A 22559-nucleotide genomic window follows, 5' to 3' on the forward strand; every position below is an offset into this window, starting at 1 on the left:
AACTATAGTTGTTGCACTTCTTCTTCAGTATTAAATATTACGAATTGTTGAGGTTTGTTTTGCGTCACGAACATCTCGTGGATATACACCAGCACCGCCATCTTTATCTAAATCTAGTCCGCCATGAAGTTTATAAGCCGACCAAATTAATTTAGAACAGTTTTTAGCTCCATAATGGGTTGTACTTCTATTTGTAGCAAAATTATAAGAATATGAATCTTTACCTACACGATCTTTTGCCCACCATGCCGCATCATTTTTGTTTTGCCAAGATGTATTTACGGATTTTACTACCGCATCTCCTTTATCTACTTTACGGGATGTAGTACTAATTGTACGAACGCCATCACCTGGTACAGATTCAACAATTGTATTTGAACTATAATACATACCAACATGTCCATGATTTAAGTATGCAGTGTATGAACCCGTATAGAAGAAATCCCCCATATTGCTATTCCCTACTGAAACTGTACCACCACTAGCTCCTAAAGTATTCATTTTTTTACTTGCTTCTTTTTTGCCTTGTTCTTCATCTGCTTTTAGCTCTTTATAAATCTGTTCAGAAACAGCTTCTTTTGTATTCCCAGTGTTGTTTGCTAATTCATTAATACTAGATATTAGCTCTTGTGTACTTACATCGGGCTGCATTTTTTTGATTTCATTTAAGTAAGGTAAATCATCACTTTTTGCCAGAGAAGCAGTAGGTACAATCACAGTAGAAGTTAGTAACCCTATTGTTAATGTTAATGCATGTAGCTTTTTCATAATCCATCCCCTTTGTGCAATTTATTTTTTCTGGGAATTTTACCTGTATTTTATTTAAATGGTAAAATTATCCTTAATGATAAGTGATAGTTTTATAGCTGTAAATCGTATTTTAGTAATTAATTGTTGAGAAAGTTTGGCTTGTAATAGGTTTGAAAAATAAGGTTATTATGTTTTTAAGTGTAGATATAATACAGTTTGTGTGAATATTTGTCTAAGGAATTAAAGGAGGGAATGATTATGGCGGGCTTTATAAAAATTATTCTTTAGTCATACCATTTGTTATAATACGTGATATTCGTAATTTGTTATATTCCCTACGTTTTTTTGTTGAGAAATAAAAATAGTACTTTATTTGAACTTTCACTTTCAGTAATGTATATAATTGTCTCAATTCAGTTTTTCAACGAGGGTTCTTACAAATTAGTAGCTTACTTTGTATAGTTCCATTTTAATAGTCATGATTAAAAAGATAGCCAGGTAAATATCTGAGCCATCTTTAAAACATTTTATTCTTCCTCCCACTATATTGGTGGGAGGATTCCATTTTCCCTTTATGAGAAATTATGAAATTGCGTTCTCTAATCGCTCTTTCTGGCGCAGATGATGTGCAAAATGCATAAAAATAAGCTGGAACCATTCTGCTGCATGTAAGTAACCAAGCCCAGGATGTTCGACTTTACAATCACTTGGAATAGAAGAAAGTGTTGGCTCAATGTCTTTAACAATTGTAATTAATTCTAGAAGCTGTTTCTGTACGTCTTCTTTATTAGCTGGGTTTTCAGGCGTATATCCAGGATGATCTGGTAATTTGATTTTTATGTCTGGGAAAGCCCCCATCATATATACCTTTTCTCCCATATCTGTTTTCTTGTTAGTTACAGAAGGTAATTCAGTTCTGCATTTCGCGATTGCATCTAACTGCATGCGTGTAGCTGAAATTAAGTGATTATACATTTGACCGAGAGACCATTCCTCAGCAGAAGGTTTGATCCTAAATTGTTCTATAGAGTACCTTTCTAATTCGTCTATGTAATACGTTGCTAATTCCTCAAATTTCTTCATATTGTTAACTCCCTTTTATGAAAATGTATTTGTTAATACCTAATATAAAGGATGGCTACTGACAACATTATGTCAGTAGTGAAATTAAAGTTTTAACATTTTTTTTGCTTCATCACGAATTTTTTCAGAAAGAATTTTTGGTTCAAGTACGTGCACTTGGCTTCCCCAGCTCAATACCCATTGAAACACTTCATCTATGTTTCTAGATTTCAAAAAGACGTGAAAATAGTTATCTCTATGTTCATATGAATCTATAAAAAAATATCGTGATTCAATAATTTTATGTGCAATATGGGAGGGGAATAATAAATGAATCATCACAGTACGGTTGCTTTCAGGCTGATATTCTTGCAAAGAAAAGTCTTCGGGTTTTGTAAAGAATTCTTGTTCTTGCTGTAATTTCTCCATTCGATCTAAGCGGAAATTACGTATTTGTTTTCTAAGTAAACAGTAGGCAACGATGTACCAAATCCCTGAAATATTGACTAAGCCGTAAGGATGAACGGTCCGCTTTATTTTTGTAGTTTCTCTCGGTTTCCGATAAGAAAAAGAGATAGCTTGTTCTTTTTGAATAGATTCTTGCAATAGAAGAAGTTGATTTTCTAGTTTTTCTTGTTCAGATTGCTGATGTGAAAATATAGGAGAAAGGAAACGAAAAGTTTCTCGTAATTCCTGGGCTTTCTTTTGTTGATCAGCAGGGAGAACAATTTCAAGTTTCTCTTTTGCTGATCGTGCATGTACAGAAAAAGAAGAAGTGAAAGTTTTCTCGATATAATCACCGCCTAGTAAAAGGGTAACAGCCTCTTCAGGCGTAAGCTGAATGGGGGGCAAGAAATAACCATCTATTAATGAATAGCCGTGGCCGGGCATGGCGAAAATTGGGACGCCACATTCACTAAGTGCATCCATATCTCGATAAATCGTTCTTATACTTGTCTCAAATTTTTCAGCTAAGCTTTGTGCGGTAACAGTTTGTCTTCTTTGTAATTCAATTAATATGACTAATAAACGATCTGTCCGATTCATGAAATATCACCCTCTATCTTTAATAAATATGCCTCCTGTAAACTTCTAAAACGAATATAAATTCCCCTCCCATTAACATACTTTTCCCTATGTATAATATTAATATAGTAAAATCATAAGAAGCCGTATTGCAGTTTCCAATAATATACTATATAATCAATTTAAGAAAACGTTTTCATGCAAAGGGGGAGAATTTCGTGTCGACTATAGAGGACGTGGCGAAATTAGCGGGGTTATCAAGGACAACGGTTTCTAGGGTGATTAATAATCATCCATATGTTTCAGATGAGAAGAAAAAAAGGGTTCAATTAGCAATGAAGCATTTAGGCTTCGTTCCTAATTCTGCGGCGAGAAGGCTTCGTAAACAAAAAACAGAAACAATTGCGGTGCTAGTTCCAAGGATTACAAATCCTTTCTTCAGTAGATTTATTGAAGCAATCGAGATTGCTGCTTCTGAGCATAAATATAAACTGATTATTTGTCAAACAAGATATTTACCGGAAAAAGAGATGGAGTATTTACAATTATTATCTACGAAGCAAGTAGATGGGATTATTCTATGTTCACTAGAAAATCCGTGGGAAGATGTAGAGCCATACTTACAACACGGTCCAATCGTGTTATGTAATGAATATATTGAGGAAGCAAATATTCCAACAGTGAAGTTTGATCATGCGCAAGGAGCATACATAGCTGCTAAGCATGTGTTAGAACAAGGATATCGTAATCTTATTTTTTGCCGTGGAAACGAAACCAAAGTCGTTAGTCAACAGCGAAAAATGGGCTTTTTACGTGCCATAACGGAGAAGAGCCGCCAAGTAGAAGCGATTGATTTTCTTGAAAACGCTTTCTCTTGGGAAGATGGAAAACGAATATTCCATGAAGTATTAAAGGACAAAAAAAATCCTACCGCGATTTTGGCAGGAGGCGATGAGGTAGCAGCTGGAATTATCTCAGAGGCGAAGCGCCATGACTGGAGTATTCCAGATGATCTCGCTGTTATCGGTTTTGATAATCAAATTTTATCACAGATTACAGAGCCAGGTATTACGACAATTGAACAGCCAATCGATGAGATGGCCCGAAAAGTTGTCGACCTGATGATGGATAAAATCCATACGAAAAATTATCGAAAAAAAGAATTGTATGAGTTTGAACTGGAGCTCTTGGTGAAAGGTTCAACGATGAAGGATACGATGTTATTAGCCTAGTAGACTATGTCTGCTAGGTTTTTTTATGCTCACAAACTACTATTCTTCGTGAACGCAGTCATCACATTTGTTATGGTATGCTTCGTGCTGCTCATCAATTTCTTTCCCGCAGTGCGCACAAGTTTTCGTCGGTAAATTTCTGAAAAACTCCATTGGTTGATCGATCATGTCAATCCCTCCATTTCCATTTCTTACTATCATTGTATTAGTACAAAAAACAAAAGTCAATAACTGTTTTATAACAAAATTGAAAATTAATGAAAAAGTTTAGGAAATGGATTATAGTTAACAATGTAGGATGTAAGTAAAACATGCATTTCTACTCGGTTTTAGAAAGGATGGATACATATGAAAATGACTGTTGTCGGCTTTTGGGGCGGCTTTCCAGAAGCGGGAGAAGCAACGTCGGGGTATTTGTTTGAACACGATGGTTTTCGTTTACTTGTAGACTGTGGTAGTGGTGTACTAGCACAGCTTCAAAAATATATAACGCCATCTGATATAGATGCAGTTGTACTTTCGCACTACCATCACGATCATGTTGCAGATATTGGGGTATTGCAATATGCGAGATTAATTACGAGTGCGACAAAAGGACAACTACCGGAGTTACCAATATACGGTCATACGTTTGATGAGAGTGGATTCCATTCTTTAACGCATGAACCGCATACGAAAGGAATCGCGTACAATCCAGAAGAAACACTTCAAGTTGGACCGTTCTCGATCTCATTCTTAAAAACTGTTCATCCTGTTACATGCTTTGCGATGCGTATTACAGCAGGTAATGACGCTGTAGTATATAGCGCAGATTCCAGTTATATTCCTGAATTTATTCCATTCACGAAAGATGCTGATCTTTTCATTTGTGAGTGTAATATGTATGCACATCAAGAGGCTGCAAAAGCAGGGCATATGAATAGTACAGAAGTAGCAAGTATTGCGAAAGATGCGAATGTAAAAGAACTTTTATTAACGCACTTACCGCATACAGGCAATCCAGCTGATTTAGTAACAGAAGCAAAACAAATTTTCAGTGGCCATATTACGTTAGCGCATAGTGGCTACGTATGGAACTCATGAGGTGATACGATGTTATTTATTGATAATAAAGGAATTACAGATCCTAGAATAAACTTAGCAATTGAAGAATATTGTGTGAAGAATTTAGATATTAACGAAACGTATTTACTGTTCTACATTAACGAACCTTCTATTATCATTGGTAAAAACCAAAACACAGTAGAAGAAATTAATGCTGATTACGTAAAAGAAAAAGGGATTCATGTCGTTCGTCGTCTATCAGGCGGAGGCGCAGTATATCATGATTTAGGAAACTTAAACTTCAGCTTTATTACGAAAGATGATGGGGACAGTTTCAGTAACTTCAAAAAATTCACAGAGCCTGTAACGAAAGCGCTTGGTAAATTAGGTGTAAATGCAGAACTAAGTGGTCGTAACGACATTTTAGCTGAAGGTAGAAAAATTTCAGGTAACGCGCAGTTCTCAACGAAAGGTCGTATGTTCAGTCATGGTACGTTACTATTTGACTCTGAAATCGATCACGTCGTATCAGCACTGAAAGTAAAAATGGATAAGATCCAATCAAAAGGCATTAAATCAATCCGTAGCCGCGTTGCGAATATTACAGAGTTCCTGAACGAAGAAATGACGACAGAAGAGTTTAGACAACTTCTTCTAGAAACAATTTTCGAAGGGGAAACAGAAATTCCAACGTATGAATTAACAGAAGAAGATTGGAAAGAAATCCATAAACTTTCTGAAGAGCGCTACCAAAATTGGGATTGGAACTACGGAAAATCTCCGAAGTTCAACTTACAACATTCACACCGCTTCCCAGTTGGACAAGTTGATGTTCGTCTTGAAGTGAAAAAAGGAACAGTAACAGAATGCAAAATTTACGGTGACTTCTTCGGTTCACTAGATGTGCATGATATTGAAGAACGTCTAACAGGCGTACAATTCGATAAAGATGCATTTACTGCAGCTTTAGAAGGTGTAGATATCGCACGCTACTTCGGTAATATTACAACAGAAGATTTCTTACATTTATTCTTCTAAAAATAAGGGGGGCTGCCGTAACGAGCAGCCTCTTTTTTTTGCGTAGATTGTCGCGTTTTGTCGGTAAGTCGATATATTTTAAAAATCGCTGATATATTTCGAGTTGCGGTCGATATATTTGGAAAATCGCTGATATAAATTGAGTTGCGCTGATATATGTGAAAAATCGCCGATATAATTTCATATACCATCAAATCACAAGACATTTGCCCCTCATAAAGGAATATATATTTAAAAGGAGGCGGATTGAAATGAAGAGGGTAATGTACGTTGTATTATTACTTAGCTTTGTCATTGGAATGACAGCTTGTAACGATGAAACGTCCTCAAGTCGCATACTTTTATCGATTGGAAAGCCAGCGAAAGATAATGTTATATATTTTACGCATACAGATAACAGACGAAAGATACAGGAAATACAAGACATGTTTCAAAATAAGAAGTGGAAAAGAAATGAAACATTCAGCACTGTGAATAAGACACCAGATGTCGTCTTTTCAATAGATGAAGACAATGCAGGGTTACCAACATTATATGTTACGGTCTATTTTCATGAAGATGGAGCGGACGTTCTTAACTTGTACGGGGAGTATACGAGTTTAAATAAACAAGAACTTGCAATGCTGAGAGAAAAGATGAGTGCATATTATCCTAAAATGATTTCTGGTCTAGTTTCATAAATTACTTGCAAACAAAATTCCCTTATCCTTCCAAAGTAAATGAAGAGAAAGTGATCTGTCTATATGCAGTTAATGGAATAACACTTGCCACTTTAATTTTCTTTTAATATAATTAATTTAGAATTTTTAAATATTCTAAATTTTATAAAGGTGGGGTTTGTGTGAATCTCGTTCAATCTTTGGCTGAAACGGCGAAAAAGAAGGGGGATAAACCGGCTTATATATTTATGGATCAGTCGGTCTCATATGACCAATTAAACAAAATGGTCACAAGGTTTTCTAGCAATTTAGCAGAAATGGGCATTGGAAAAGGGGACAATGTTGCATTAGTTGTTGGAAATTCACCACATTTTTTGGTCGGTTTATACGGAACAATGAAAGCGGGAGCAACTGTTATTCCAGTTAATCCAATTTATACAGCAGACGAAATGCATTACATTTTACAAAATGGAGATGTAAAAACAATCATCGTACTCGACGTCCTTCTACCTGTTATACAATCTCTTACAACAAGACTTCCTTCATTAGAAAACATCATCATATGCGAAACCTCATCAGATTTTAACCATACAGAAACTGAAAAAATGAAAACGTTTACTAGAATGATAGGGGCTGGAGATGTAACTTACGAAGGTCCTGAACTAGATGAAGAAGATGTAGCGGTTATTCTATACACTTCGGGCACAACTGGAAAACCGAAAGGTGCTATGTTAACTCATAAAAATTTATATAGTAATGCGAGTGATGTGGCATCGTATTTACAATATACGGCTGATGATCGCGTCGTTGCGGCACTGCCGATGTTCCACGTATTTTGTTTAACGGTGGCGGTGAATGCACCGATTGTGAATGGAGCAACGATTTTAATGTTACCGAAATTTAGCCCGAAAGAAGTATTCCGTATTTGTCGTACGTACGAACCGACGATTTTTGCTGGTGTACCGACGATGTACAATTATTTATATTTATTCGAAGAAGCGAGTGCGGAAGATGTGAAGACACTTCGCCTTTGTATTTCAGGTGGTGCTTCAATGCCAGTTGCTCTTCTGCAAAACTTTGAAAAACGTTTTGACGTTATCGTTTCAGAAGGATACGGTTTATCAGAAGCATCACCAGTTACTTGTTTTAATCCGCTTGATCGTCCGCGTAAACCAGGATCGATCGGTACAAATATTTGGCATGTAGAAAATAAAATTGTAAATGAACTTGGGGAAGAAGTACCTGTTGGAGCAGTTGGTGAATTAATTGTTCGCGGACCTAACGTTATGAAGGGATATTATAACGCGCCAGAAGATACAGCTGCGACATTAAAGGACGGCTGGTTGTATACAGGAGACTTAGCGAAGATGGATGAAGAAGGTTACTTCTATATCGTTGATCGTAAAAAAGATATCGTCCTAGTTGGCGGTTATAACGTATACCCTCGTGAAGTAGAGGAAGTATTGTATACACACGAGTCTGTAGCAGAAGTGGTCGTAATCGGCGTTCCAGATGAAAACTTAGGAGAAGCAGTGCGAGCTTACGTCGTTCTGAAACAAACGAACGTAACAGAAGAAGAACTGATGCATTACTGTACGTTACATTTAGCGAAATATAAAGTACCAAAGAGTATCGAGTTTTTAACAGAATTGCCGAAGAATACGACAGGTAAATTGCTGAGAAGAGCTTTGAGGGAAAAAGCGATGCAAGTTTAAAAATAGGGGCAACCATCTTTATGAAGATGGTTGCCTTTCTACTTTTTAGCATTGGTTAAGCTATGGTGCCATATATTTAAACCGTAATATGACTAATAAGGAGGAGATATAAGTGGAGCAGAAGGAATTACGTTTACGGAGAGTTCAATACCTTATTTGTGACATTATGGATGAAATGAATGCTGAAAGTGAGAAGAAAAACTTAGAAATTTTGCAGCAAGTCATTGATCATCTTTCAGGAGCGATAGGTGATTTAGTGGATCCATCAAGCTCGTATTCTATTGATTATTTAGAGAGGAAAGTTCATACGGCACATTATTTACTTTTTAATAACGAGCGGAAGGCGTACTTATGTAGAAAATAATATTATTATTTTTATTTGACATTGATAATCATTATCAATATGATGGTTATGTTGGATATATTTATATAAAGGGAGATGTCATATTGATAATGATTAAGAAAAAACATGTAAATGCATTCGTTATAGCAGCAACGTTAGTAGTTCCATTTAGCGGTATTATGGCACCAATCGCGAAAGCTGAAGCAGCGGTTGAAATGAAAGCAAATAGTAGACTAGCAGATGGCACGTATGACGTTGTATTTAAAGCATATAAAGATAAAACAAATGAAGCATCAATCGCTTCAAAATATTTAAAAGATGCAAAAGTAACGATTCAAGGTAATAAAAAAATTGTTACATTAACAGCGACAGATAGTAATTATTTTAAAGAGTTCAAAGTAGAAAATCCGAATCAATTAGGAACGTACCAGGATGTGAAAGTAATCTCGGAAAGCGCAGCGAATAACGGTACGAAAGTTGTTCAATTTGAGCTGGGTGACTTTTCAAAGAAATATAATATGAAATTACATATCGTGATTCCATCAATGCAATATGATCATCACTTCCAAGTACAATTTGAAGTAGATGGAAGTACAATAAAAAAGGAATCTAAATTCTCAGATGTACCAGCATGGGCACAAGAATCAGTTCAATATTTAGTAGATAAAGAAGCAGTGCACGGTAAGCCAGACGGTACATTTGCACCAGCTGAAAATATTGATCGTAGTTCCGCTGCAAAAATATTAGCAACTGTTTTAGGATTAGAAATTAAGAAAGATGCAAAGCCATCATTCCCTGATGCACAAAATCACTGGGCAACGCCGTATATCGCTGCTGTTGAAAAAGCAGGTATTGTAAAAGGTGATGAGAGGGGGAACTTTAATCCGAGCGGGTTAATTAACCGTGCATCAATGGCTTCTATGCTAGTAAATGCATATAAATTAGAAAGAAATGAAAATATAAAACTACCGAAAGAATTTGCTGACTTAAACAATCATTGGGGTGCGAAGTATGCCAATATTTTAATCCAAGAAAACATTTCAATTGGAACAGATAATGGCTGGGCTCCAGATAAAGCGGTAAGCCGTGCGGAAGCAGCACAATTTATTGCGAAGGCGGATAAGTTGAAGAAATAAAGTGAACGAAAAGTCAGTGAGGGAAAATCCTCACTGACTTTTCGTTATTAAAAAAACAAATTCCAAGTTGACACATGCGAATTACAGAATTAAAATGAAAAGAAATCGAATACATTAGAAGCTAATCAGATAAACTGAAGGCGCACAATGTTCACGTTTGTGAATATATTGTGTGCCTTTTTCTATTGTATAAACTAAGGGGGATTTAACGATGAAACAGTGGAGGAAGACAGCGTTTATGAAAAGTACAGGTGTTTTATTATCAGCAGTTGTACTTTTATCAGGGTGTGGTTCAGCAACATCCACTAGTAATTCTGAAGGAAGTGGAGACAAAAAAACAGTCGAACTTTTAAATGTTTCCTATGATCCAACACGTGAGTTATATCAAGATTTTAATAAAGATTTTGCGAAGTACTGGAAAGAGAAGCATGGGCAAACAGTAAATGTAAAACAATCGCACGGAGGCTCTGGAAGTCAGGCGCGTTCTGTTATTGATGGCTTAGAAGCAGACGTTGTTACGCTAGCGCTAGCTTATGATATTGATGCGATTAGCAAGAAGAAACAACTAGCAGAAGATTGGCAGAAGCGACTTGCGGATAATTCCACTCCGTACACATCAACAATTGTATTTCTTGTACGAAAAGGAAACCCGAAAGGAATTAAAGATTGGGATGATTTAACGAAAAAAGGTGTGTCTGTCATTACGCCTAATCCGAAAACATCAGGCGGAGCACGTTGGAACTATTTAGGGGCATGGGGATATGCGCTAAAAAAATATAACAATAGTGAAGATAAAGCGAAAGAGTTTGTCGGTCAAATTTATAAAAACGTGGAAGTACTAGATTCAGGGGCACGCGGAGCAACGACAACTTTCGTTGAAAAAGGAATTGGTGACGTATTAATCGCGTGGGAAAATGAAGCATTACTATCACAAAAAGAGCTCGGAAAAGATAAATTTGAAATTGTAACACCTCCAATTAGTATACTAGCGGAACCACCAGTAGCTGTTGTGGATAAAGTAGTTGATAAAAAAGGAACGAGAAAAGTGGCAGAAGGATATCTTGAATATTTGTATTCAGAAAAGGGGCAAGAAATTGCAGCGAAAAACTTCTATCGCCCTCGTAACGAAAAGGTAGCAGAAAAATATGCATCTCAATTTCCAAAAGTTCAATTATTTACAGTAGATGAACTATTTGGCGGTTGGAAAAAAGCGCAGGAAAAACATTTTAATGATGGCGGTGTATTCGATCAAATTTATAAAAAATAAGGGGGGATGAGGTGAAAGAAGATGAGGAAAAAACGTGTTTTACCGGGGTTTGGATTATCTCTTGGATTTACAATGCTATATATGAGTTTATTCGTACTTATACCACTTTCTATCGTATTTATTCAAACTTCACAGTTAGGTTGGAAGAAATTTGCTGAAGTTGTAACGAGCGAGCGTGTGCTGCATTCTTATCAAGTGAGTTTAACGACTTCACTTGCAGCAGCGATTGTAAATGCCATTTTTGGCTTATTAATTGCTTGGGTACTCGTTCGTTATACATTTCCAGGGAAACGATTGTTAGATGGATTAATAGATTTACCTTTCGCTCTTCCGACTGCTGTAGCTGGTATTACACTGACAACGCTATATGCCGAAAATGGCTGGGTGGGGAAAATATTTAGTATGTTTCATATAAAAGTAGCTTTTACGCCGCTCGGAATTATTGTTGCACTTACGTTTATTGGTTTACCATTTGTCGTTCGAATGGTGCAACCAGTACTTCAAAATATTGATAAAGAAGTAGAAGAGGCAGCTTCTAGCTTAGGGGCGTCACGCTTCCAAATATTTGTGAAAATCATTTTGCCAGAAATATTCCCAGCTTTACTTGCTGGCTTTTCACTCGCATTTGCACGGGCATTAGGAGAATACGGATCTGTCGTTTTCATCGCAGGTAATATGCCCATGAAAACAGAAATCGCACCGCTTATGATTATGACGAAACTCGAACAATATGATTATGCAGGAGCAACAGCGGTAGCGGCAGTTATGCTTATTATTTCTCTTCTTTTCCTTCTTCTTATTAACATGATTCAAAGCTGGAGTAGAAGGCATGAATTAAAAAGTGAATAGGAGGAGAGAAAGTGGAACCAACATTATTAGAAAAGAAAATAGTAAAAAGCGTGTCAGCTAAAAAAGAATCTAAACTTGTACCGAGTATATTAATTGCGATTACAGTCTTATTTTTATCTCTCTTTCTATTACTCCCGCTCGTAACTATTTTTTTGAAAGCTTTTGAACGAGGGATGGATGTATACATTGCAGCTGTAACAGATCAAGAAGCATTTTCAGCAATTAGATTAACGCTTCTCGTTGCGTTAATCGTCGTGCCGCTTAATACGATATTCGGGGTAGCGGCCGCGTGGCTTATTACAAAGTTTCAGTTTAAAGGAAAACAAGTATTACTTTCTCTTATTGAACTGCCGTTTGCTGTGTCACCAGTTATCGCAGGATTAGTGTTCGTTTTACTTTTCACACCGCGGGGGGCTCTTGGCGAATGGTTACTCGAACATGGAGTGAAACTTATCTTCTCTGTACCTGGCATTATTATCGCAACAATCTTTGTGACGTTTCCGTTCGTTGCACGTGAATTAATTCCGATTATGCAGGCACAAGGGAAAAGTGAAGAAGAAGCAGCTTTATCACTTGGCGCAAGTGGCTGGAAAATGTTTTGGCGCGTTACGCTTCCAAATATAAAATGGGGTCTTTTATACGGCATGATTTTATGTAATGCCCGTGCTATCGGTGAGTTTGGAGCTGTTTCTGTCGTATCAGGTCACGTGCGCGGTATTACAAATACGATGCCGCTTCATATTGAAATTTTGTACAATGAATATCAATTTTCAGCAGCATTTGCAGTAGCGACGTTAATGTCATTAATTGCGGTGTTTACGCTCGTTATAAAAAACTGGATTGAATGGCGAATGGAAAAACGACAATAAGGGGGAGTACGGTGAGTATTCAAATTCAAGGTGTATCAAAACAATATGGTACATTTCAAGCGCTAACAGACATTCATTTGGATATTCCAAAAGGTGAACTTGTCGCCTTATTAGGCCCGTCAGGTTCTGGAAAAACGACGTTATTACGAATTATTGCAGGATTAGAAGAAGCGGATGGAGGCTCTATTTCATTTGATGGAGAAGATCTAACAGACATTCACGTGAAAAATCGGCAAGTCGGTTTCGTCTTCCAGCACTATGCGCTTTTTAAACATATGAATGTATTTGAGAATGTCGCTTTCGGTTTAAAAGTAAGAAAGAAAAGCTTAAGACCGTCAGCAGAAGTGATAGAAGAAAAGGTAATAGAATTATTAAGACTTGTAAAAATGGATGGCTTTGCTAAACGTTATCCAGCGCAATTATCTGGCGGACAACGACAACGAATTGCACTAGCGCGGGCACTTGCAGTCGAACCGAAAATTTTATTACTTGATGAACCGTTCGGTGCACTTGATGCAAAGGTAAGAAAAGAATTACGAAGATGGCTCCGGAAACTACATGACGAATTTCAAATTACGAGTGTATTCGTAACACATGACCAAGAAGAAGCGTTAGACGTTGCAGACCGCATTGTTGTAATGAATGAAGGTCGCATTGAACAAATGGGAACGCCGGAGGAAGTATATGAAAACCCAGCAACCCCGTTCGTGTACGACTTTTTAGGAAATGTAAATTTATTTCACGGCCGCGTCCATAAAGGTAAGCTAAATGTAGGATCGGTAGAACTAGAAGCACCAGAGCATAAACACGTTTCAAACGTAGACGGAGTAGCTTACGTAAGGCCCCATCACTTATCCATCTCCCGTACGAAACAAAGCGTAGATGCAATCCCAGCAAAAGTATCATACTCTCACGCAGTTGGACCTGTCGTATATGTAGAATTAAAACGAGATGGAACAGATGAGTACTTAGAAGCAGAAATAAGTAAAGAACAGTTCAAGCAGCTCAGTATTCAAGCGGGTGATGTTGTATACGTACAGCCGAAAGAAGTGAAGGTGTTTATTCCGGAGGATTTTGTTATTTAAATAAAAACCGAACCACCATCTAAATGGCGGTTCGGTTTTCTTTATCTATTTTTTCTCTACTAATTTTTTATTCTTCCAATCTAGTGTGAACGATTTATTAAATGTTTTTTGATCAACATCTTTTACGTTGTTTCCAACCCAGTTTGCAGTTCCAAATGTGTAGCCTGGACGAAGTTGGTAGTCGTCGGCGTGTTTCGTATAAGCGACTTGTAGGTTAGATTGGTCTGTATTTTTTTCAGAGATAACAACAGCAATCATACCCGGAGAGAAACCGCTATTTGTTAGTGCTGGAAGTTGATCCATCGGTATTAAATTACCTTTTGCATCAGATTCATATAGGTATGTGCGAGAGTACATGAACAGTTGATTTCCGTATAAAGAATGGTAGGAATCCCGTGTATAAATACCCCAGTTTTGATTGTTATATCCGTTAAAGAATACGTTCCATTTTACGTTTTTATTTGTTTGGTCAATTAAATTTGTTTTATAGCTTGTTTGTTTATAGCTTACAGAGTCGGACCAAGTTACTTGACCAGTTGCGCCAGCTTCAGCGCTAGGTCCATTTGGCGTTGCAGAAGCTTTAACAGAACCGCCAAGTTGATAAGATACACTAGAGGTTACAGTCGTTTCTTCTACAGCATTTGTAGGTGCTACGTTAAAGAAACGGGCGCTATTATCTTGAAGATTAAAGGCAATATCATATTGTGAAGGATAGCGTAATGTTGCACTAGCGCCAGGGATTGGGTAGTTATCAATAGGCGCACTACTTATAGTAGGATTTGCTTTTAGAAAACTACCAGTTGTATTAATAACGGCAATCTGTTTATCAGCGCTTGGATCATCGATAAAAGTTACCTTTAAAGACATTGTCATATTATCAGTTTGATCATTATTAAATGTATTATAGCTCGTATGTGTTTTTGCATTTTGCCCGATATCTGTTACAACTTGTGACGTCGTTTGAGCGTAAGCAGCAGGTGTTGAAAGTGCCAAAGCGCTACTAGCAAAAACAGCGGAGAATGCTAAACATTTTAAATACGTTTTAGAGCGTTTCATACAATCACTTCCTTTTATTTTTGTCGATATATGTCGTATTTCGTTTATATCGTAACATGAAAATAAAGCGGAAAGGATGGTTATGCATAATTGCATAGGTGAGTTTTGGATAATGAAATTTTATGAATCCTTCTCAAGGGAATAGTCGCTGTATTGTTTAGATATTCCTCTTCAACAACTCCCCAACTTGCGTCGCAACAAACGCAACATCACTAAACAGTTAGAGGTTTTTATTGTGAAGATTACTGTGCTTAATATTTACGTTATAAGTGCATAACAAGTTATAATAGAAGAAATGAATAAGGAGGCTAGTTGTGAAGAATCTTCGTTATTTTAATATATTTACGATATTAATTATATACACACTACTTATGCTTTACATAGGCTGGAACGGCTGGGTTTGGCTTCATGCAGTATTTGGCTGGGAATCTTGGGGATATTACGCTTTCGTAGTCGGATTTATTTCATATGCGTACATTCTCGTGCAAGTGTTTAAGTTTCTGCCATTCCTACGAACGATAGGTTCGATTTGGTTTGCGGTCATACAATACGCGCTTATGCTATTGCCTTTAGCTAATATTATGGTCTTTCTTTTACAGTTTTCAGTGGAGAAAGAAGCGGCAATTATTTGGACAGGGGCGGCTGTGTTAGCTGCATTTATTTTAATCTTTGCGTACGGAGTATTCAACGCATATAGCCCGGTAGTAAGAAAATACGAGGTGCACATACCGAAAAAAGTAGAGGGACGTAAAAGCTTACGCATTGCGATGGCTTCTGATATGCATTTCGGTAAATTGTCTGGTGTTTCGCATTTAAAAAGACTTGTCCGTCATGTAAATGAAATGGAGCCTGATATTATTTTACTGCCAGGTGATATTATAGATGATCATCCAGGTGTGTTCATTCAAAAAAATATGGGACATATTATGAAACAGATGAAAGCTCCACTAGGTGTATATGGTGTGTTAGGAAACCACGAATATTACGGGCGAGCAGTTCCAGAATTCCTGCAAGAGATGGATAAGATTGATATTCGCATTTTATTAGATGAAGTAATTACAATTGAAGATCAGTTTTATCTCGTTGGAAGAAGGGATAAAACTGAGCGAGATCGCCAAAGTTTTGAAAATCTTATGAGTACGGTAGATAAAACGATGCCAGTTATCGCAATGGATCATCAACCATTCGAGTTAAAACAAGCAGCGGATGCTGGCGTAGATTTACTATTATCCGGTCATACGCACCGCGGACAAATGGCGCCAAATCATATGGTAACGAGAAGAATGTACGAACTAGACTGGGGATACGCACAAAAAGGTGCATTCCACGCAATTGTTTCTTCTGGTTTCGGATTTTGGGGACCACCATTAAGACTTGGAAGTAGGTCGGAGATTGTACAGGTGGAGGTTACGTTTGAATAAGTGTATGTAATAGAGAGCTAATGGCTCTCTATTTTTACAAATAAAAAAGGCTCCACATAAGGAGCACTCAATAAAAACAAATGAATTAAAACAAATAACAGACATGTATAATATACAACATTTATAATTTAATATCAATATATTCGGATTTAAAACTTTCGTTGGTGTTGATTTTATAAAAGAGGTACGATTATAAGAGGCGGCTAAGATAGAGGGGGATTATAAGTGATCATATCAGATATACTATACGGAGAATTTGAAGTGGATCCAGTAGTAGAAGAATTAATCTTAAGTAAGTCTGTGCAAAGACTAAAAGGTATTCATCAAACTGGCGCAAGTTATTTAGTGAACAAGGAATGGAATGTAACGCGCTTTGATCATTCAGTTGGCGTTATGTTGTTAGTTAAAAAGCTAGGTGGTTCAGTAGAAGAGCAAATTGCAGGTTTACTGCACGACGTATCGCATACTGCTTTTTCTCATGTGATTGATTACGTTTTTGATAATAGAAATGAAAGTTATCATGAAGAGATATTTAGTTCTGTTGTGAAAAACTCAGAAATTCCAGCGATTCTTGCAAAGTATGGCTATAACTATGAAGATATTTTATTAGATGATTCAAAGTGGACGTTATTGGAAAGGTCAGCGCCCGAATTATGCGCAGATCGAGTGGATTATACGTTACGAGATATGTATACATATGGGTATATTTCTTTAGAAGAAGCTCACAGTTTTTTAGAAGATGTAATTGAAGTAAACGGAAAAATGGTCCTTCAAAACATCGAAATGGCAGAGTGGTTTACAGAAACGTATTACAAAGAAGTCATCGATTTCTTTATGCAACCAATGAATAGTTACGGAAATGATATGTTAGCAAAAACGCTAAAGTTAGCTCTACACAAAAAGGTTATTCATGCAGATGATTTTCTTCTTGAAGATGATGAGCTAATTTCGAAATTGCAGCAATGTAGTGATCCGGAAGTACATGCTTTAGTAAGCAAAGTTCATCCGAATGTAAAAGTAAAAGAAGATAGAAATGATTATGATTTATATCAGAACAATAAAGTCCGTCTTATTGATCCGTCGTTACTTCGTGAAGGGGAAGTCGTTCCATCGTCTGTTGTGTCAGAAAACATAAGGAAGATGAGTGAGATTGCTTATGAAAAAGCGGTGAGAGGGATGTATGTGAAAGTGATTTTGGATGAATAAAAAGAAGGTATCATCTTATGTGATGATACCTTCTTTTTATTCATCTAATATTTTCCACTCATTTCCCCAATCCTTCATTGCGTCAAAAATAGGACGGAGTGTCTCCCCTTTTTTTGTTAGTGAATATTCCACATGAGGTGGCATAGTTGAGTAGATCGTTCTCTTTATAATATTTTCTTGTTCAAGTTCTTTTAAGCGCAGAGATAGGGTGCGTGGGCTAATGCCACTTAGACGTCTTTCAAGCTCAGCAAAACGTTTAGGACTATAAAACAAATCTCTTAAAATTAAGAAAGTCCATTTGCCACCTATTACAGACATTGTTTTTTCAATGGGGCATTTTAATAAAATTTCTTCATTTATATTTTCCATATAAACACTCCTTACTATATAAAAGTATAGGTACTATATAAAAAATCAGTACTTTTATAATTAAAGTACTTTATTTATTATAGTCCTAAAGGAATATATAGGTAAATTACTAATTTTTGAAAGGGGAGTTAGCAAGTGAATGGGGTGGCTAGTAGAAATTTAGATGTTCAAACAAAAGAGAAATCAGGTATCGTCATTTTAATAACTTTGGCAATGGGTTTTATTATGGCTACGTTAGATGTGACAGTAGTAAATGTTGCGGTGGTGAATATTCAGGAAACTTTAGGGATGACATTATATAGTTCAGCGTGGATTGTTGACGGATATATTTTATCTTTTGCGGCATTATTACTTGCTGGAGGGGCATTGGCTAACCAATATGGAGCAAAAAATATGTATATGGTTGGTTTAAATATTTTTGTATTCGCATCTCTTTTATGTGCGATTGCCACAAATGGGAGCACCCTCATTATCGGCCGAGTAATTCAAGGTGTTGGAGCGGCTTTATTTATGCCAAGTTCACTTAGTTTATTAGTAGTATCATTTCCAGATGAAAAGAAGAGAGCTAAAATGTTTGGGATATGGTCGGCAATTGTCTCTATCGCCTCTGGTACAGGTCCTTTTATTGGTGGTCTTTTAGTAAATACATTTGGTTGGCGGAGCATTTTTATTATAAACCTTCCAATTGGGGTTATCGGTGTTCTAATGGTCTTTGTAATTATTCCCAGTGTATTACCGAAAAAGGAGAAAATAAATGTAGCGAATCATTTAATCGGTATAATTGCAATAACATTGTTGGCATTTACTATAATTGAAGGGCCAAGTTACGGATGGGCCTCACTTCAAATTTTAGGAGGGGTAGTGGGGACGGTATTAACTACTATTCTCTTTGTTTATGCAGAACGAAAATCAAAAAACTCAGTTGTACCAAGAGTGTTGTTCCAAAGCGAGACATTTATCTCGGCGAATATAGTTGGATTTCTAATAAACTTTGCGTTATTTGGCGGCATATTTATGTTCGGACTCTTTTTGCAAAAAGCATACGGAGCAAGCCCATTTGTAGCAGGATTACAACTATTGCCGATGATGAGCGTATTTGTTATTGGGAATGTATTATTTGCAAAAATGGTGACTAAGTTTAGCTCAAAATCGTTATTATTCATAGCGTTATTTATAGCTAGTATAGGGTCTATATTATTAATGCTTGTAGTAAATAATGTGAGTTATATAGGAATTGCAGTTATATATATTATGGTTAACCTTGGGATAGGGATCGCGGTACCTGCCATGACTACAATTGTAATGAAATCTGCTGGTCGTGAAAATGGGAATATGGCTGGAGCAACTTTAAATGTAAATCGTCAAATTGGTGCATTAGTCGGTATAGCAATTATGGGAATCATTTTAAATGAATCATCGAATTGGTACAAAGGAGCAAGCAATAGTTTTTTAGTTATTGGGATCGCCTATTTATGTGCAGTATTTTTAGTTTGGAAGTTTGTAGAGCGGGAATAAAAAAATAGAGCATCACCTCTAGATGCTCTACTTTTCCTACATCACTGATCAAACCAATTCCAAACCTCAATATCCCCAAGAGTCGCATAACGAACGTGAGGCGAGTTTTGTAATTTTAATAACTCTTTCGACGGTCCGGTAATGACGATCCCGTATACTTTTACACCGTTCTCTTTTACATACTCATAACGCTTATCTAAGTTCAGCTCTTTTTCAGAAGTCTGAGTAGTTTTACTTACAGTTTCTTTATGCTCAGAAAGAATACGCATCATTTCGATTACTTCATCTTCTTTTGTCTTCGGTCGTTCTGCTTCACTATCAGGGAGGTTTATATGTTCTGGAAATCCGATAACCTCTCCGCTATGCAAGATAAAATCTTCTTCATCTATTCTTTCTTGCCCTGTGTCTAAAGCGTACCATAAAGGAGTTGGCGGCATTTCTTGTGCTTCAAATACGCTATATAAAAGGGATTCTACTTCCTGTAACGTGTAAGGTTTGTCAAAAGATATCGCTACTTCTGCAACGGTGCCCTCATGTATCTTTCCGAGTGTATCCCAAACTTTTTTAGATATTTCTTTCAAATGATCATCTTGCTTGATTTTTGGGTGAACAAAGGAAAGTTTTTTGGAAAAGGGTTTGTTTTCCCATGATTTATTTTTGACAGTTACAGATGATAAGAAGCTACGCGTTGTTACTGTACCAATTGGAATTTCTTTTTTGCCGACCGTTTTAACTAAATTCATTTCATTTTCTGTACGGAAAAAGGGTTTAATCTTTGTACTGCCTCCAGCGGAACGACTATTTGGAATGGTTGCTTCTAGTGCGAGTGCTGGAATTTCATCTACTTCGACTAACTTTTTCATATTATAGAAGTAAAGAGAAGACGAAAAATGGCCGACAAAATAGATTGCAATACAAACGGCAAGGACAAAACTAACGGTTTGCCAACGTTGTTTCCATTTTATTTTCCAAAAAGGGACTTTCAGGTTTTGTGGTGGCAGTCTTTTCTTTATTGGTTCATTCTTCAAAAGCAACTCATCTAAATAAGCTTCACACTCTTCACATGTCTCAATATGACTTTCTAACAGCTCTTGTTCATCATGCGTGAGTGTTCCGTTTTCGTATTTCTCCCATAGTTTTTTAAATGCTGCACAACCCATCTGTATCACTCCTTTATGTTTCTCGTTTCTTTTCGTCCGCGGTGTAATTCAATTTTTACTTTCGCGAATGAGAGACCGGTCATTTCTGCTATTTCCTTATATGAGAATCCGTAGTAATCTCGTAGTAACAGAACATTTCGTCTTTCGAGCGGAAGAGAAGATAAACTGTCTAACCAACTAGCAATCTCATGTTTTACGAAATATTCATGTTCTGTACTTGGTACGTTTGGTAAATGGAATTCTTCCACTGTAGTTGTTTTATATTTTTTCTCTTTTCGATACCAATCGATAAAGGCGTTGTAGGCAATTGTAAATAACCATGGTCTAATTTCTTCGCCTTTATAATAGTCAATATGGACGAGCATTCGGTAAAAGGTTTCTTGCATGAGATCTTCAGCAAAATGAGAATCTCCGGTGAGGGAGAGAAGATAGCGAAATAAATCATGCATATGCTCTGTATAAATGTCTTCTAATGATTGTTTGCGTTTCACTAATTTCCCTCCCTTCATACATAACAACGAAATACATATAAAAAAGTTACATTTGTTTTTAAAATTATAGTAAAAAACGTCAAGAATTGGATAAGATTCTCTTTTATCATAATACATATAAGGCGGGTGAACAGAGATGGAAAGTTATGAAACACAAATTCAAAGATCCATTGATTATATTGAGGAAGATGTAATGGAAAAACAGACGCTGCGTAATTTAGCGCGTATTGCAGGTTTTTCTGAGTCGCATTTTCATCGTGTATTCCAGGCGTTAGTAGGTGATACGGTAATGGAGTATGTTCGAAAGAGGAGGCTAGCCCGGGCAGCTTATCAACTTTCTCATACGGATGAAAAAATTATTGATATCGCATTTGAGCATGGCTTTCAATCTCACGAAACGTTCACGAGAGCCTTTAAAAAATTATTTCAAATGACACCGAGTGAATATCGAAAGCAAGAAATAGAAACACCGATATATTACAGTGTGAATGTAAAGCAAAGAAAATTAAATCCGTATTTAGGAGGCATACAAATGGAATATCGTATTGTAAATAAACCAGAATTTTTAGTGGCGGGTTATGAACTGAAGACGACGAGTAAAGAAGGAAAAAACCATCAAGACATTCCAGCATTTTGGCAAGAATATTTACAAAAAGATCTTGGAACGACAATTCCGAATCGTAAAGATACGAGCCAATGGGTAGAGCTTGGATTATGTACTGATTTTAATTTAGAAACAGGGGACTTCACGTATATTATTGGAATGGAAGTTACAGACTTTGAAAATGTACCAGATGGAATTGCGAAGCGTACGTTCCCATCGGCTACATATGCAGTATTTACAACGCCGAAAGTTCCTCATGAAGAAATGGTATCGTCTATTCACCAAACGTGGAACGCAGTATTCTCAGAATGGTTCCCCCATTCAGGCTATGAACATTGCGGCGTTACAGAGTTTGAACTATACGATGAGCGTTGCCACGAAGATAAAAGTGAGTTCGCTCAAGTGGAACTTTGGATACCGGTGAAGAAAAAATAATAGAGTGAGGGCGAGTCATTGAGAAATGGCTCGCTTTTTTATTTCGTGAAATTTCAATTGGCGCGGGCGGAATCGTTGTTTTTCAGGAGCTTTGCATATAAGATGGGGTGCTATTGTTGTCGATTTTTGTCGGTAAGTCGATATATTCAGAAAATCGCTGATATATTTTGATTTGCGCCGATATATTTGAAAAATCGCCGATATAATTCGAGTTGCGCTGATATATT

Annotated in this window: 23 protein-coding genes; 15 read left to right on the forward strand and 8 right to left on the reverse strand. The window is 36.8% G+C overall.

The features are described from left to right. Window positions 1–30: 30 nt before the first annotated feature. The 3 genes from ACTFRN_RS07370 to ACTFRN_RS07380 form a co-directional block, all read right to left on the reverse strand. Window positions 31–768 carry a hypothetical protein gene (locus ACTFRN_RS07370; RefSeq protein ID WP_000733100.1) on the reverse strand — a complete coding sequence of 246 codons (738 nt, stop codon included), beginning with the start codon at window positions 766–768 and terminating at the stop codon, window positions 31–33. 564 nt (window positions 769–1332) lie between these two features. Beyond that, on the reverse strand, window positions 1333–1833 hold the full coding sequence (locus ACTFRN_RS07375; protein ID WP_000713013.1) for a DinB family protein: 501 nt from the start codon (window positions 1831–1833) through the stop codon (window positions 1333–1335). 84 nt (window positions 1834–1917) lie between these two features. Beyond that, window positions 1918–2859 carry a helix-turn-helix transcriptional regulator gene (locus ACTFRN_RS07380; protein ID WP_001082276.1) on the reverse strand — a complete coding sequence of 314 codons (942 nt, stop codon included), beginning with the start codon at window positions 2857–2859 and terminating at the stop codon, window positions 1918–1920. A gap of 197 nt (window positions 2860–3056) precedes the next feature. On the opposite strand from ACTFRN_RS07380, the gene ACTFRN_RS07385 reads away from it, so the two are divergent. Further along, window positions 3057–4070, forward strand: a complete 1014-nt coding sequence (locus ACTFRN_RS07385) for a LacI family DNA-binding transcriptional regulator (protein WP_000103718.1) — start codon at window positions 3057–3059, stop codon at window positions 4068–4070. Window positions 4071–4109: 39 nt separating this feature from the next. Here the strand turns inward: ACTFRN_RS07385 and yhfH are convergent, their stop codons facing one another. Continuing rightward, window positions 4110–4238, reverse strand: a complete 129-nt coding sequence (gene yhfH, locus ACTFRN_RS07390) for a protein YhfH (protein ID WP_000567010.1) — start codon at window positions 4236–4238, stop codon at window positions 4110–4112. 180 nt (window positions 4239–4418) lie between these two features. On the opposite strand from yhfH, the gene ACTFRN_RS07395 reads away from it, so the two are divergent. From ACTFRN_RS07395 to ACTFRN_RS07440, 10 genes are all read left to right on the forward strand, one after another. Next, window positions 4419–5153 carry an MBL fold metallo-hydrolase gene (locus tag ACTFRN_RS07395; protein ID WP_000784661.1) on the forward strand — a complete coding sequence of 245 codons (735 nt, stop codon included), beginning with the start codon at window positions 4419–4421 and terminating at the stop codon, window positions 5151–5153. Between the two features lie 9 nt (window positions 5154–5162). Beyond that, window positions 5163–6152 carry a lipoate--protein ligase gene (locus ACTFRN_RS07400; RefSeq protein WP_000897255.1) on the forward strand — a complete coding sequence of 330 codons (990 nt, stop codon included), beginning with the start codon at window positions 5163–5165 and terminating at the stop codon, window positions 6150–6152. Between the two features lie 251 nt (window positions 6153–6403). After that, window positions 6404–6832, forward strand: coding sequence for a hypothetical protein (locus ACTFRN_RS07405; RefSeq protein ID WP_014893233.1), 429 nt, complete (start codon window positions 6404–6406; stop codon window positions 6830–6832). Between the two features lie 161 nt (window positions 6833–6993). Next, entirely contained in the window at window positions 6994–8526 is a 1533-nt protein-coding gene (locus ACTFRN_RS07410; protein WP_074567803.1) for a fatty acid--CoA ligase family protein, read from the forward strand. 112 nt (window positions 8527–8638) lie between these two features. Next, entirely contained in the window at window positions 8639–8890 is a 252-nt protein-coding gene (locus ACTFRN_RS07415) for a hypothetical protein (protein WP_000435470.1), read from the forward strand. A gap of 89 nt (window positions 8891–8979) precedes the next feature. Then, window positions 8980–10005 carry an NEAT domain-containing protein gene (locus ACTFRN_RS07420; RefSeq protein ID WP_074567802.1) on the forward strand — a complete coding sequence of 342 codons (1026 nt, stop codon included), beginning with the start codon at window positions 8980–8982 and terminating at the stop codon, window positions 10003–10005. Window positions 10006–10216: 211 nt separating this feature from the next. Beyond that, the gene (locus ACTFRN_RS07425; protein WP_016716743.1) at window positions 10217–11272 is read left to right on the forward strand and encodes a sulfate ABC transporter substrate-binding protein; all 1056 of its coding nucleotides are present in this window, start codon (window positions 10217–10219) and stop codon (window positions 11270–11272) included. 21 nt (window positions 11273–11293) lie between these two features. Then, the gene (gene cysT / locus ACTFRN_RS07430; protein ID WP_088106543.1) at window positions 11294–12121 is read left to right on the forward strand and encodes a sulfate ABC transporter permease subunit CysT; all 828 of its coding nucleotides are present in this window, start codon (window positions 11294–11296) and stop codon (window positions 12119–12121) included. Window positions 12122–12132: 11 nt separating this feature from the next. After that, window positions 12133–12990 carry a sulfate ABC transporter permease subunit CysW gene (gene cysW / locus ACTFRN_RS07435; RefSeq protein WP_000433835.1) on the forward strand — a complete coding sequence of 286 codons (858 nt, stop codon included), beginning with the start codon at window positions 12133–12135 and terminating at the stop codon, window positions 12988–12990. An 11-nt stretch (window positions 12991–13001) separates the two neighbouring features. After that, window positions 13002–14075, forward strand: coding sequence for a sulfate/molybdate ABC transporter ATP-binding protein (locus tag ACTFRN_RS07440; protein ID WP_000027098.1), 1074 nt, complete (start codon window positions 13002–13004; stop codon window positions 14073–14075). A 45-nt stretch (window positions 14076–14120) separates the two neighbouring features. Here ACTFRN_RS07440 and cytK2 read toward each other — a convergent pair whose 3' ends face one another. Next, a complete protein-coding gene (gene cytK2 / locus ACTFRN_RS07445) occupies window positions 14121–15131 on the reverse strand; it encodes a beta-channel forming cytolysin CytK2 (protein ID WP_000830612.1) in 1011 nt (336 codons plus the stop codon). A gap of 314 nt (window positions 15132–15445) precedes the next feature. On the opposite strand from cytK2, the gene ACTFRN_RS07450 reads away from it, so the two are divergent. Beyond that, window positions 15446–16552 (forward strand): metallophosphoesterase, encoded by a 1107-nt coding sequence (locus tag ACTFRN_RS07450; RefSeq protein ID WP_088106544.1) that lies wholly within the window; start codon window positions 15446–15448, stop codon window positions 16550–16552. Window positions 16553–16777: 225 nt separating this feature from the next. Then, the gene (locus ACTFRN_RS07455; protein ID WP_088106545.1) at window positions 16778–17758 is read left to right on the forward strand and encodes an HD domain-containing protein; all 981 of its coding nucleotides are present in this window, start codon (window positions 16778–16780) and stop codon (window positions 17756–17758) included. Between the two features lie 36 nt (window positions 17759–17794). Here the strand turns inward: ACTFRN_RS07455 and ACTFRN_RS07460 are convergent, their stop codons facing one another. Further along, entirely contained in the window at window positions 17795–18127 is a 333-nt protein-coding gene (locus ACTFRN_RS07460) for a winged helix-turn-helix transcriptional regulator (RefSeq protein WP_000427872.1), read from the reverse strand. 135 nt (window positions 18128–18262) lie between these two features. Here ACTFRN_RS07460 and ACTFRN_RS07465 point away from each other — a divergent pair, with 135 nt between their 5' ends. Beyond that, window positions 18263–19642, forward strand: a complete 1380-nt coding sequence (locus ACTFRN_RS07465) for an MFS transporter (RefSeq protein WP_088106546.1) — start codon at window positions 18263–18265, stop codon at window positions 19640–19642. A 41-nt stretch (window positions 19643–19683) separates the two neighbouring features. Here the strand turns inward: ACTFRN_RS07465 and ACTFRN_RS07470 are convergent, their stop codons facing one another. Together ACTFRN_RS07470 and ACTFRN_RS07475 are read right to left on the reverse strand one after the other, a co-directional pair. Beyond that, window positions 19684–20802 (reverse strand): anti-sigma factor, encoded by a 1119-nt coding sequence (locus ACTFRN_RS07470; protein WP_088106547.1) that lies wholly within the window; start codon window positions 20800–20802, stop codon window positions 19684–19686. Between the two features lie 5 nt (window positions 20803–20807). Continuing rightward, on the reverse strand, window positions 20808–21311 hold the full coding sequence (locus ACTFRN_RS07475; RefSeq protein ID WP_139302994.1) for an RNA polymerase sigma factor: 504 nt from the start codon (window positions 21309–21311) through the stop codon (window positions 20808–20810). Window positions 21312–21429: 118 nt separating this feature from the next. Here ACTFRN_RS07475 and ACTFRN_RS07480 point away from each other — a divergent pair, with 118 nt between their 5' ends. Beyond that, window positions 21430–22332 carry an AraC family transcriptional regulator gene (locus ACTFRN_RS07480; RefSeq protein WP_049112947.1) on the forward strand — a complete coding sequence of 301 codons (903 nt, stop codon included), beginning with the start codon at window positions 21430–21432 and terminating at the stop codon, window positions 22330–22332. The last annotated feature ends 227 nt before the right edge of the window (window positions 22333–22559 follow it).

The organism is Bacillus cereus group sp. MYBK245-2 (assembly GCF_051916145.1).
Lineage (GTDB): Bacteria > Bacillota > Bacilli > Bacillales > Bacillaceae_G > Bacillus_A > Bacillus_A pacificus.

What these genes read in the sequence shown, in the direction of transcription:
- ACTFRN_RS07370 (WP_000733100.1), bottom strand. Translation starts at nt 768, where the DNA reads ATGAAAAAGCTACATGCATTAACATTAACAATAGGGTTACTAACTTCT.
- ACTFRN_RS07375 (WP_000713013.1), bottom strand. Translation starts at nt 1,833, where the DNA reads ATGAAGAAATTTGAGGAATTAGCAACGTATTACATAGACGAATTAGAA.
- ACTFRN_RS07380 (WP_001082276.1), bottom strand. Translation starts at nt 2,859, where the DNA reads ATGAATCGGACAGATCGTTTATTAGTCATATTAATTGAATTACAAAGA.
- yhfH (WP_000567010.1), bottom strand. Translation starts at nt 4,238, where the DNA reads ATGATCGATCAACCAATGGAGTTTTTCAGAAATTTACCGACGAAAACT.
- ACTFRN_RS07395 (WP_000784661.1), top strand. Translation starts at nt 4,419, where the DNA reads ATGAAAATGACTGTTGTCGGCTTTTGGGGCGGCTTTCCAGAAGCGGGA.
- ACTFRN_RS07400 (WP_000897255.1), top strand. Translation starts at nt 5,163, where the DNA reads ATGTTATTTATTGATAATAAAGGAATTACAGATCCTAGAATAAACTTA.
- ACTFRN_RS07405 (WP_014893233.1), top strand. Translation starts at nt 6,404, where the DNA reads ATGAAGAGGGTAATGTACGTTGTATTATTACTTAGCTTTGTCATTGGA.
- ACTFRN_RS07420 (WP_074567802.1), top strand. Translation starts at nt 8,980, where the DNA reads ATGATTAAGAAAAAACATGTAAATGCATTCGTTATAGCAGCAACGTTA.
- ACTFRN_RS07425 (WP_016716743.1), top strand. Translation starts at nt 10,217, where the DNA reads ATGAAACAGTGGAGGAAGACAGCGTTTATGAAAAGTACAGGTGTTTTA.
- cysT (WP_088106543.1), top strand. Translation starts at nt 11,294, where the DNA reads ATGAGGAAAAAACGTGTTTTACCGGGGTTTGGATTATCTCTTGGATTT.
- cytK2 (WP_000830612.1), bottom strand. Translation starts at nt 15,131, where the DNA reads ATGAAACGCTCTAAAACGTATTTAAAATGTTTAGCATTCTCCGCTGTT.
- ACTFRN_RS07460 (WP_000427872.1), bottom strand. Translation starts at nt 18,127, where the DNA reads ATGGAAAATATAAATGAAGAAATTTTATTAAAATGCCCCATTGAAAAA.
- ACTFRN_RS07470 (WP_088106547.1), bottom strand. Translation starts at nt 20,802, where the DNA reads ATGGGTTGTGCAGCATTTAAAAAACTATGGGAGAAATACGAAAACGGA.
- ACTFRN_RS07475 (WP_139302994.1), bottom strand. Translation starts at nt 21,311, where the DNA reads ATGAAGGGAGGGAAATTAGTGAAACGCAAACAATCATTAGAAGACATT.
- ACTFRN_RS07480 (WP_049112947.1), top strand. Translation starts at nt 21,430, where the DNA reads ATGGAAAGTTATGAAACACAAATTCAAAGATCCATTGATTATATTGAG.